Annotated in this window: 7 protein-coding genes; all 7 read right to left on the bottom strand. The window is 38.2% G+C overall.

Features of this window, described 5'->3' with window-relative positions; translation table 11 throughout:
- Positions 1–166: 166 nt before the first annotated feature.
- The 7 genes from bglX to H6A61_RS14260 are packed head-to-tail and all read right to left on the bottom strand — an operon-like array spanning position 167 to position 12112.
- Positions 167–2404: a beta-glucosidase BglX gene (bglX, locus tag H6A61_RS14290; RefSeq protein WP_204394539.1), complete on the bottom strand. Its 2238-nt coding sequence runs from the start codon at positions 2402–2404 to the stop codon at positions 167–169.
- Positions 2405–2424: 20 nt separating this feature from the next.
- Positions 2425–3960, bottom strand: coding sequence for a fimbrillin family protein (locus tag H6A61_RS14285; protein WP_204394538.1), 1536 nt, complete (start codon positions 3958–3960; stop codon positions 2425–2427).
- Between the two features lie 25 nt (positions 3961–3985).
- Entirely contained in the window at positions 3986–5707 is a 1722-nt protein-coding gene (locus tag H6A61_RS14280) for a fimbrillin family protein (RefSeq protein WP_204394537.1), read from the bottom strand.
- A 28-nt stretch (positions 5708–5735) separates the two neighbouring features.
- The gene (locus H6A61_RS14275) at positions 5736–6584 is read right to left on the bottom strand and encodes a fimbrillin family protein (protein ID WP_204394536.1); all 849 of its coding nucleotides are present in this window, start codon (positions 6582–6584) and stop codon (positions 5736–5738) included.
- Positions 6585–6614: 30 nt separating this feature from the next.
- Complete coding sequence (locus H6A61_RS14270; protein ID WP_204394535.1) at positions 6615–7640, bottom strand: glycoside hydrolase family 16 protein; 1026 nt, start codon at positions 7638–7640, stop codon at positions 6615–6617.
- 14 nt (positions 7641–7654) lie between these two features.
- A complete protein-coding gene (locus H6A61_RS14265) occupies positions 7655–8965 on the bottom strand; it encodes a hypothetical protein (protein WP_204394534.1) in 1311 nt (436 codons plus the stop codon).
- 12 nt (positions 8966–8977) lie between these two features.
- Positions 8978–12112, bottom strand: a complete 3135-nt coding sequence (locus H6A61_RS14260; protein ID WP_204394532.1) for a glycoside hydrolase family 2 TIM barrel-domain containing protein — start codon at positions 12110–12112, stop codon at positions 8978–8980.
- Between the last annotated feature and the right edge of the window lie 134 nt (positions 12113–12246).

Genomic DNA, 12246 nt, shown 5'->3' with positions numbered 1-12246 from the left:
GAAGAGGACAAATATTCCTCCAAATAAGACAAACATTCTTCTTTTGAATACTTTCTATATTCACGCATGTTACTAAATAATTTGTGTCAACTTATTTAGTACACTACAAAAGTAAAGAAGCATTTTCAACTATAACGCTGAAGTTGCAAAGCTTCAATAATCAGTATCAATCAATGACTGTAAAATCAGCCGACAATCCTTCAGCACTGTTTGTTCCTACCCACAGTTTGAAGTCTCCCGGTTCCACACCGTATGTCATATCATAACGCCAGAAAGCAAGATCAGATACAGGAAGAGTGAATGTAACAGTTTTGCTCTCCCCTGCTTTAAGTTCCACTCTCTGGAAAGCCTTAAGCTCTTTAACCGGACGAGTGACAGAGCCAACCTTATCCTGTACGTACAATTGTACTACTTCAGTACCGTCATACTTGCCGGCATTCTTAAGGTTTACACTCACATTAACCTCTCCGTCAACTGTAAGTTTATCAGAAGCCAGTTTCAGGTCACTATACTCAAAGTTTGTATATGACAAACCGTATCCGAATGGGAACAAAGGAGAATTTCCCGCATCAAGATAGAACGAACGGCATCCCACAGAAGTCTGTCCGGCCTCAACAGGGATTTCATCAATAAGCATCTCTGTAGGATTTGCAGGACGTCCTGTATTGTTATGAGCATAATAGATTGGAGCCTGACCTGTCATACGAGGGAATGTAACTGGAGTCTTACCGCTAGGATTTACCTTTCCGAAAAGGATGTCTGCAATGGCAGGGCCACCCATTGTTCCCGGATGGAACGAGTAAAGAACAGCATCCGAAGCCTCAACCTCATCAGAAATAGTAAGCTGACGTCCCGTCATAAATACAGTAACCACAGGTTTGCCTGTTGCAGCAAGCGATTTGATCAGCTGACTCTGTGCTCCCTGCAAATCAAGATTTGCCAAAGAATGAGCCTCACCCGAAAGGATTGATTCTTCACCTACAAAACATACCACAACGTCTGCACGGCGTGCCGCATTTACAGCCTTTGCAATGCCTGAAACATTCTTGTCGCGGCTGTATGCCAATCCCGGTTCGAAGATTACGTTCACCTTGTCGCCATACATTTCCCTGATAGCTTTCAGAGGTGTCTGTGTATGTTCTTTTTCACCATCGAATACCCATGTACCCATCTGCTCGTATGGAGCATCAGCCATAGGGCCAACCACTGCAACAGTCTTAACCTTGTCAGTAAACGGCAATGTCTGTGCATCATTCTTCAGAAGGATAACCGACTGCTCTGCCGCTGTCTTTGCAACCTGCAAATGTGCATCGGCATATTTCACAGTCTGAGGAGTGACAACATAAGGATTTTCAAACAATCCCAAACGGAATTTCAGACGAAGGATGTTTCTCACCGCATTGTCTATAGTCTCCATTGAAACCTTCTTCTCTGCAACAGACTGTTTCAGATTTTTAATAAAAGTTTCGCTCACCATTTCCATATCCACTCCGGCATTTACAGACTTCTCTGCTGCATCCTTACCATCAGTACAAAAACCATGATTAATCATTTCTGCAGCAGAAGCCCAGTCTGTCACCACCATACCGTCGTATTTCCATTCGTCACGAAGAACATCTTTCAGGACAAACTTGTTGGCTGTAGAAGGCACACCGTCATTATCATTGAACGAAGTCATGAAAGTGGCACATCCGGCTTCAACAGCAGCCTTGAAAGGAGGAAGATATACGTTGCGGAGCACACGTTCAGGAATGAAAGTCGAGTTGTAATCCTTACCGCCTTCTGCAGCGCCGTATGCCACAAAGTGTTTTGCACAAGCAGCAATGGCTGTAGGGTCATTCAAAGAATCTCCCTGATACCCCTTAATCATGGCAGCACCCATCACAGAACTAAGATAAGGATCCTCACCACAGCTTTCGGCGATACGTCCCCAGCGCGGATCACGGGATATATCTATCATAGGCGCAAATGTCCAACGGATACCGTCTGCCGATGCTTCTATGGCAGCCACACGGGCACCGTCTTCAGCAATCTGAGGATTGAAAGTAGCAGCCTGTCCCAACGGTATAGGGAAAATAGTCTTATAACCATGAATGACATCGCGCGAAACAAGAATAGGAATACCCAGACGAGATTCCTCAACGGCTATTTTCTGTATATTATTTATCTCTTCCGGATTGACAACATTAAGGATGGAGCCTACCTCACCCTTGCGCACGCGTGCAGCCAGTTCTTCAAAATCCCAAGGGCTGAGTTGGTTCATCTGACCAAGTTTTTCTTCAATTGTCATTTTTTGAAGCAAAGCTTCTACCTTGTTCTCTATCTCCGTATTATTGTCCTGCGGTTGACTGCATCCAATCAGGGATGCAGCCAATGCCACAGCATATAAAAGATTTTTCTTCATCGTATTGTACATTTATTTTTTCAGAACGCAAAAATAGGACGTATCTTTTCAGATCCAGGAATACCATGCCAGCCATTCTCTTGTCCGTCTGATTGCATAAGACAGAATCCAGAACCATCACTATTATTAATGAAAGTAACAGAAGGAATACTTCCTGATAACTCTTCTCCATTTATTTTACTTAGCTGACCATTAACATATTCCAATCCTTCGCCAGATGGAGTTCCTGAATTTTCACCTCTCACAAGATATTTAAGTTCGTTGAACGATGGTATATACCATGAAGTAGTACCAGCAATAGTTTCATCTTTATGAAGATCCAATCCTATAAATGTTATATTGTTACCAATAGCATTATCTGTTAACAACTGTGTCATCTTATAACCATTGGACAAATCTTTACTCTCAGAACCATTATAACCAGTAAAACAGTTATTCCAAGAAGTTATATTATCAGTAGGAGTACCATAATTCTTACCATTTATAAGAGAAACCACCAGACCATGCTTTCCGTTGTATCCCGGGATGTCGCTTTCAGTCAATTCATTATTCGTCACGAAAGTATTCCATTCACTAGGACTACCACTTTCATCCATTATATGAAAAACTATTCCCTTACAAGTCCATCCTTCAGGAACACCGGCTGCATTTCCCGGAAGCACCAATACATCATTAGACGACGACACACAATAAAAATCTCCTGCAGCAATACCGGATGTTCCTGTCTGATTTACAGGACATTTGAAAGTATAACTCTTATTACTCTCAATTTCTATTGGATTTCCACTAATAGTTTTCACATAAGATTGATTATCCACTGTATAGAAATACCTGAAATCATCTTTCTGTAACTGTGACACATCAACAATACATACATATCTGCCATTTACCAGTTCCGGTGTATATAATTTATCACCAATAGAAAAAGCGACATCTGATAACTCCAATGAATATGTCACTTCTGTATTTTTAGATGTTGTGGCAATTGCTTCTGCAGAAAACGCAATCATAGAAAAAGCATGAGTGAAATTTATATCCATAGTTGCCTTTTTAAATTCTGTTGCTTCTGATACAAGCAAATCTTTCTCTTTAAACCCGGCATCTTTATTTATAAAAATCTCTTTTAGTTCTTCTATTGTTGATGGTAAATCAGTCATTTCCGTATAAGGAAAGTAAGCAATAGCTTTTTTAATTTTGCTGCTATAATATTCATTTGTCTTATTGAGCCATTTGTTTTCACCATTCTCATTTACGTACTTGAACGCCACATTAGCATAAGTCTTTCCTGATTCATCAATCAGCAATACGCCTAATTCATCACCATTAGCATCATTGATATTTGTACCAGCCTCAAAAGTTACCGTCTTGCTGTCGTTTATCACACGACTTTCTGTGTTTTCTGCAAAATCATTCACATTAACGCTGCCTATATTCAATAGCTCATCCGTCACAGGCCTTTCTACATTTGCCTGATTCATTATTTCATCTTGTGTACAGGCAGAAAACAGCAACATAGATAAAGCTGCAAGTTTTATATGTAAATATAATTGTTTCATAACTTAAAAAAATAATTATGAGTTATTAGAATGTAAGTATCAGACGTACTTTCTGCTCTGAATCCACAGGCCTATAAAAATCTGTACTACTTATTGCACCACTACCAAATACTACTATATAAGCATTGGCATCACTATCAAACGAGCTGTCCCAGTATGTACCATCCAAGGCTGTATATCCATCTCCTGAAAAATCTGCAAGAGACTCCAGATCCTTCAATTGCGTATGCGAAGGCAAATACCAACCGGAAGTACCTTTTATAACACTTTGAGAGTTCTTTTCTGTAGAAGTAGATGCTGCCGGTACTGTCGTTTCTGTTTGAGTTTTGGCCTTATCAATGAGATATTTTGTATTCTGATAACCGATATATTTGGAAGTATTACCACCACCCATACCAATTTCGGGATATTCATCACTATATAAACCCCCTTTTCCTTCTTTCCATTTAAAAGCACTTGTACTGCTACTGTTTTTCTCATCATCTAAAGCAACTACATAGCCATGTATCTCAGTAATATCTGTACCTTGATAATTATTTACATTATCTGTACTATGTTGACCTATTTTATATATAATACCTACAGTCTGGTTATCTTTATATGTATCTCCGTATGTTCCGTCACTATAGAAATAATAACCTACTTCCATATATTTCCGCATATACACAAGTTTTATATCAGAACGTATATTGGTAAAACTAAATGTTACTGTATTCGCATTTGGGCCTACTGTACGTTTCCTATCGCACATTCCTTCAAAATCAATACCGTCACTAACGGTGCCTTTTGTGTATGTAATAGAAAAACCTGTAGTGGCATCACTTATGAATCCATCAGCTTCAATACCTGTAACAGAGTACCCCTCCAGACGAAAAATTTCATTCGGTACTACTGCCTTAAACTTAGAATCAGCAACGTCTGTAATTTCCTGATTACCGCCCCAATTAACAGGATCACTCTCCATCGTTACCTGCAATCCCTTTTTGCTTACCTGTAAGAAATATTGTTGTCTTATTCCAGGAACAAGCACCCCTGTATTTTTTTCAACATCTGATGCAACACTGTTACTTGGTGTATAGACATAAATATCCCCTCCAATTTCTACTTGTATCAATGGCCTTTCCCACATGTCACAAGGAGCCAAAAGCGCTTCACCATTGAAATCTCTCGTTTTATATGTCGGAATCAGATTATCAGGATTCCCTACAGGAGTAACAATACCATTAGTGAATGTTACCGAAGCATATCCAAAAAACGAAATCTTTGCATTCTTTGCTTCTTCATCAGTATAACCTGTATAAGTCTGAAGCATATACTGCATTTTCGTCATTTTATGGTCAAAAGCCAATTGCACATTTGCAGATGTCGCTGTAGTTTCACAAGCAAGCAAATCGCAATCTGATGAATTTTCAACTGTGGTCTGTTGTGTCAAATCAATAGACGTTTCTGTATAAGGCGTCCAGGCCTTAACATTGACTGATGTAGCATCGTCAGCCCAGACAAAACCTTCTTCTTCAGTATTCATTGTACCAGTATTCGTAATGCTGTAAGATTTTACAGTTTCACCGATACAAACAGCAATTGTTTCGTCTCCTTCCCAACCGTTGTTCATAACCCTACTTGCAAACTCGCCTATACATGCAGAAAACATCATGTTTCCATCCCTGCTTGTATCAAGATTATTTTCAGTGGTACAGGAAACAATACACAAGGCTGTCAGTTCTAAACATAAATTATATAGTTTCATATCTTTATATCATAGTTATTATAGGATATCATTGCGCTTCCGGATAAATCGGCCCCTTATCAGAGCCTTCAGAGCCCCAATCGTTGATGGTTGCACCCAAGGTTACATAAATCTTCTTTTTAGTAATTTGTAAATAATACATTTGTCTTGATCCTGAAACAAGTACTCCTGTATTTTTTTCTGTATCACTTGCTACATCCAGACTTGGTGTATATATATGTACATCACCTCCTATTTCAACTCTTATCAATGGTTTTCCCCACATTTCACATGGTGCCAATAACGCTTCACCTGTCAATTCTCCGGCAGGACAAGTAGATATAAGCTGGTCTGCTTCACCTTGAGTAGCGATTGTTCCATTAGCATAAGTAACTGAACCATAACCTATAAAATAGACTTTAGCCGCTTGCGCTTCTTCAGCCGTGTATTCACCATAGTTTTGAATCATATACCACATTCTTGTCATCTGATGATTGAAAGCCAGTTGTACATTTGCAGATTCAGCTTTAGTCTGACAAGCCAGCAAATCACAATTATAAAATTTTTCCTCAGTGCTCTGATCTTTCAAATCAATAGGCTGTTCAGTTAAAGGAGTCCAAGCTTTTACATCAACAGCTGTTCCTTCCCATATATAAGGATTATCAGAACTCATTTCACCAGCAGCAGTAACATTGTATGTTCTATATGAAGCATCACCTCCAAGACTTACTCCAATCAGTTCATCACCATCCCATTGATTATTAGTGACTCTACTAGAATAGTGATCAACTTTTGCAGAAAAAAGCATATCATTACCTATCCTGATACTTTCAATATTATTGTTACAAGAAACAAGACCTAAAACAATTAAACTAAAAAATAAATTACGTTTTTTCATATATTATACATTTAAAAATTAAACTAAAAATTATTGTGCATCTGTATTTATAGAACCTTTATCTTCGTCATCGTGATCCCAATCGTTTATTGTACCATCTGAAGAAATTTCTTCATCAGGATTGTCACCACCGCCAGGATTGTCACCACTACCATCTGGATTTGCGTCAGGATCTTCAACATCACCAGAAGGTGGGGTTACCTCTACCAATGTATCTTCATTCTTTTTATATGCTCTCACATAATCTATATACATAGTTTGTGGAAATACTGTTTCAGATGTAGGATTTCCACCGAAGGTACCTCCTACGGCAACATTAAGTATTATAAAGAAAGGATGGTCAAAAACCCACTCTCCGTCAGTAACATCTATAGCTTTTACTCTATTATAAAGCACATCATCTACATAAAAATCAATCTTTTCTTTATCCCATTCAATAGCAAAGACATGAAAATCAACATCAAATCTATTATCCTGAAACCCAAATGTCTTTGTAACAGGATTTCCACTATAGCGTCCAGGCATATGAAGTGCACTTGATACAATATTCGGTTGATAACCTTTATTTTCCATTATATCAATTTCTCCACATGCAGGCCACGGATTTTCAGAATAATCACTTCCTAACATCCAAAATGCCGGCCAAAGCCCAGGACCGTAAGGCAACAGCAGACGTGCCTCAATACGACCGTAACGAATCTCAAACAATCCTTCGGTCTTTATTCTTGCCGATGAATACTGCACATTATTGTAATTATCGTTTAACGCTGTAATAGCAAGACAACTTACTCCCTTATACGTTGTATAATGTACATTTTCTTCACGGCTTGTATAGTTTTGAAGTTCATTATTTCCAAACCCGGAATTACCTTTCTCATAAGTCCATTTCGACGGATCCGGACGATTATTTGACGTTGGAGTGTCAAACTCATCCGACCAGACCAAAACCCATTCCTTATTGTCTTTGGCCATTTCCCCATCTTTTTCACAACTCGCAAAAAAGGAAGTGAAAACAATGCTCAACAGACCAAACAATATCATATTGTATCTTTTCATATATCGTTATTTTTTTAATAGAAATAAATATTATCCACAAGAATATCCTTATAGGCAATGGAGCCTGACGTTACAGCCAACTGTAATTGATGTATGACTTCCGCACCATTAAGAGGTATGTCTATGGAAACCCATTCTCCTGACACTAAAGTTACAGTCATTTTTCCTGCTATATCACCAGCTTCAGCTGACCTGTCCGCAGATATATCAATCTGTGCATTATCTACCTTATCCTGCAACAAAATATCCAAATGAACATACGTCTTGCCTATGGTTTCAGCATCCTCATCAAGCACTATACCTACAAAATTAAAATTACCGTAATGCATAATGTGCTGGGTTTCATCAAGTGCTATTTCATTGTTTGTAGTAGTCTGATAAGGAGCCCAATACCCATTAAAAGGTGAAGAAAGTGTATTTGTATAACTGTCGCAATACAAAGAAATCACGTCATATTCGTTCTTATCAGGTACAGGAGCAAAGTCATAAACACCGGATATTGTAATGCTGCCCTCTGCTTCTCTCGGAGTAAGTACAGTCCTATCTTTAGCTCCATGGAAAGTTATTACATTTCCTTCTACCGTAGCGACATCAGGATTTGAAGAATCAAATGTAAAATATTTAGAAGAGACTGTCATTTTCTGAAAAACACCAGTAGGCAGATTCACATAACATGTCAATGTTTCAATCTCAATGTCCCCTGAAGGAAATCCTGCCATTGTCATATTTTCTATCCTTGTGTGAGCCAATGTTCCAAGATGCTCAAATTTGACTTCATCAAACCATACAGAATAACCAGCTCCGTCAACAGCCCCGGCTGAATAATAGAACATTCCCTTTTCAGAAGTCAGTTTTGCTGAATTAGGAATAGGAATGATAATCTTATTCCAGTTCTCATCAACTTTCACTCCAGACAAGGACACAGAAAATTCAGGATTGTCTCCATAACTGCCAAGACCTACTTCAACAGTTGTTGGAATTGAAGATTTGGCATAAAACGTAAGAGCATCATAACCGGAAAGATCTCTTCCTGCTTCTGTGTAGAATGTTCCTCCGGCCCAGTTTCCAAGAAAATCAGTAGGATCAGGAACTGCTATCTTCAAAGACGCAGACCCACTATATTTGGTTTCAGAATCGAGACTTAAATTGGTAGGTTTTCCCCATGCCTGATATTGCAGATCGGATGCAAATGCATCAATAAAGACTTCCGACATGACAGGACTTGTAGCCAATACATCCGTATTTATTTCCCTTGTACATCCAACAAATGATGACACTACAATAACAGCTAGAAGACTATGTGATATTTTATTTATTTTGTTCATAAAAAACTATTATTAGAAAAGACTAAAACTAATGTATGTTCTTATTTCCCATTCATTGCCATGAGGGGCACCTATTATGTCTGTACTTTCTACAAAGCCACCATTACCATCTGAAACGTAGCCTGCAACATAGCGAGGAGAATATTTATCCAGAGTCCTGAATGCGCCTCTTATTCCAACACAGGTAGATATCGGTCCCAACCATTTAGGTTTGAACAAATTGGTTGACAAATCAACTTCACACTGGAACGGGAATGTAAGGTTGAAATCTTTATGATAGTCGTACGGACCCCAATCATTAAATTTCACGAATGCATTAAGCTTGAACTTCTTGTACATCATCCTGGCATCTGCTCCCAAACGTTTGATTAATCTGGCATCATCACCATTTGCTTGTGCTGTACCCAAATATACATTTGAAATTATACCGAAATCTCTTGATACCCTTGAAGCGACCTTTAAGTTTGTTTCCCACAAATCATGTGCAGGAGCAGAACCTGCAAAAGCGAATGTAGAACGTCCGTCTGCCAATATACCTATTGCAGCATCCTGCGAAGTAGGGAGATGACGATAAACAAAGTCCAAGGAAGCCGCAAAAGGAGCATCTTCGTTGTTATCGTTTTCCCAATCGTACATCCATGTAGCCGGAGTAGGGTCAAATGTAAGAAGCAACTCACCGGCCAAAGTCTCACGATTACTTCTTACTGCAAAAGGATCATCAATAATATTCCTCAATCTCCCATGAGCATTAATACCATTGGGCATAGGACCAACCAACGGTTTCTGCCACATAAAATTCGGTGCAATCTGAAAATTTCCCAACTGATAAGTAAAACCTGCTAACGCATTTTGCATATTACCGCTGCCACAATCCTTTAATCTCCATCCAGTAAGTGTAAGAGTATTATCTGCACCGCCACTAGCCACAAGTCCCATTAATGCTCCTTGAGCATATGCACTGAAATTTCTTCCAGTATACGTAACTTTCAACTTTCCACCAAAAGTATCTGTTGTTTTTATAACATCCTGATAAACTGTAGCATTATTACTGTATTGCGTAGTAGCCTGGAAAGTTCTTCCCACCAAAGGTTGCCCTGACCATAAACCACCTAAAGCAACATTGAAACGTCCTAAAGTCCTTTCAACCATCAAAGATGCTCTTGTATTTTTAGGTAAAGGTATAGCATACGAAGTAGTTGTACCTTCACGCTTTGCTATATCATACTGAAACACCCCTGCAAAATTGAATTTACCGATACTGCGTTGATATTTCAAAAGTATAGCAGGATTTGCTCCCCACCAAAGTTCAGGTCCGAAAGCCAATTTCAACCCTTTGAACATACGCTTTCCTTCAATTTCTGCACCGAAAGGGGCTTCACCACCATATATATCCATATTTTCGCCATAACTAGCTTCCTGATACATTCCAAAAAAATCACCTTCATATCCCCAATGATAATGTGGTTTACGGAAAAATGTATTCATTTTGAACAGATCTCCATCCCAATCAAAACTAACGCTATAAAGTTTGATACGCTCCAACGGTCCCAAATCTACATATTGACCATTTCCGTCTAAAATATATCTGGAACGTCCACGATTTTCATAGAATATTTCGTCAATAGTATTTTCGGCAACATTACCCAATATATTGACTGTAACTTCAGCCTCAACATTTTCTGCAGGTTTAGAGGTGACACCTACATAAAAAGATTCCATATTATCAAAACCTGTTGAACTTGGAAAACTAGTAGGATTATCGGGTCTGGATTTTGGGGTTGTAGTATTTTTCGCACCTGAATATATCGCTGACAGCTCACCTCGAAGTTCACTAAGACGCAGCAGGCTTGTAGTTTCACCCTGCAATGCAGCTTTGTCACTTCTTGCAGAAAGAACAGAACTCATCACATTTATTTCTGAAATTTTATTTAATATAGAAGCTGTAGTTGTATTAGGTGCATAAGGGTTTATACGGTGAACATCTTTCAATACATAATAAGCTGCACGAGGATAAACTTCGTATATGCCACGACTATCAGGTTTCCCTTTAGCACATATACCAAACCACTCCTCGTTCATATTATTTGCTCCTTTTAGATAATCGAACAAATATCCTCCATTGGCCCATGAAGCATTAGTATCATGAACGTCAAGATTTGAATTTTGCATAAATTTCCACCATCCGTCTGAAAACTGAAATGTAAATCCGCCAAGAGAATTTCCGCTATTCCCTACTCCAGCTGCATTAAGATAAATTTCCGCCCAATTCTTCAGAAGGATATCTGCCTGTTCTTTTTGAGCTTCTTTTTGAGTTACTGCATTATATGCATCTGAACCAAATTCAGTAAATAATACAGGCTTGCCATATTCATTTTTTACCCTACTAAACAAATCACCAAAAGATTCACCACGATAACAGTTTATACCAAGTATATCAATATCTTTACATTCCTTTGATATAATATCAAGAAACAAAAGATCACCATTACATATTGCAATAGGACATGAAGCACCAAGCTTTTTCATTTCTACAGCAGCATCATTAAAAACCTTGTACAAATGTACAGCCTGAATAGTAGATTTTCTGTTCTCGATAGGAATATCTTCTGTTTCGGCACCTTGCCAGAAAAGACCATAATTATTTTCATTACCCAAAAGATACAAAAGTAAACCAGGAGTATTATTGTAAACATTGACAAGCCTTTTAGCTTCTTCCAACAGTACAGCTCGTGTCCTTGGATCTGAATAATCTGTATTTGGAACCCAAACTCCATCTACTGTCAAGCCATAACGTCCAAATGAATCATAAAGCATAGTATATATACCATATTTTTCGTATATATATTGTATCCATTTAGGTGTTATATCAATATGCTGTCTTATTGCATTTACACCCATATTCTTCAAAAGAGGCATTTCTTGATCTAAAGCAGCCTTTATAATATCATCAGATTGTGACCATAGAGAATATGAATAGTTAGTACCTATAGGAAAATAATCCCAGTTCATACCATTAACCATAAAAGGTTTTCCGTTTACTATTAGTTTCGTCCCTGATTTGTCATTTAAAATAGTAATCTTTTGTTGCTGTGCCAAAACTTGGACAGAAAATAAAACCAATAAAAATATTTGTATTATTTTTTTCATATTAAAAATATTATTGACTATTTATTTTAAGTAACTAATCAAAATTAAGCAGCATTATGTTTAAGTTTAATTCCCAAGGTATCCCCGACAGCCGCCAATGCCCTATTGACGGTGTAAAAGAGATTGTCGCTACT

It is taken from the genome of Bacteroides caecigallinarum (assembly GCF_016901995.1).
Classification (GTDB): Bacteria; Bacteroidota; Bacteroidia; order Bacteroidales; family Bacteroidaceae; genus Phocaeicola; species Phocaeicola cellulolyticus.
Note: the sequence above shows the minus strand (reverse complement) of the source record. Positions and strands in the feature narration are given on the sequence as shown.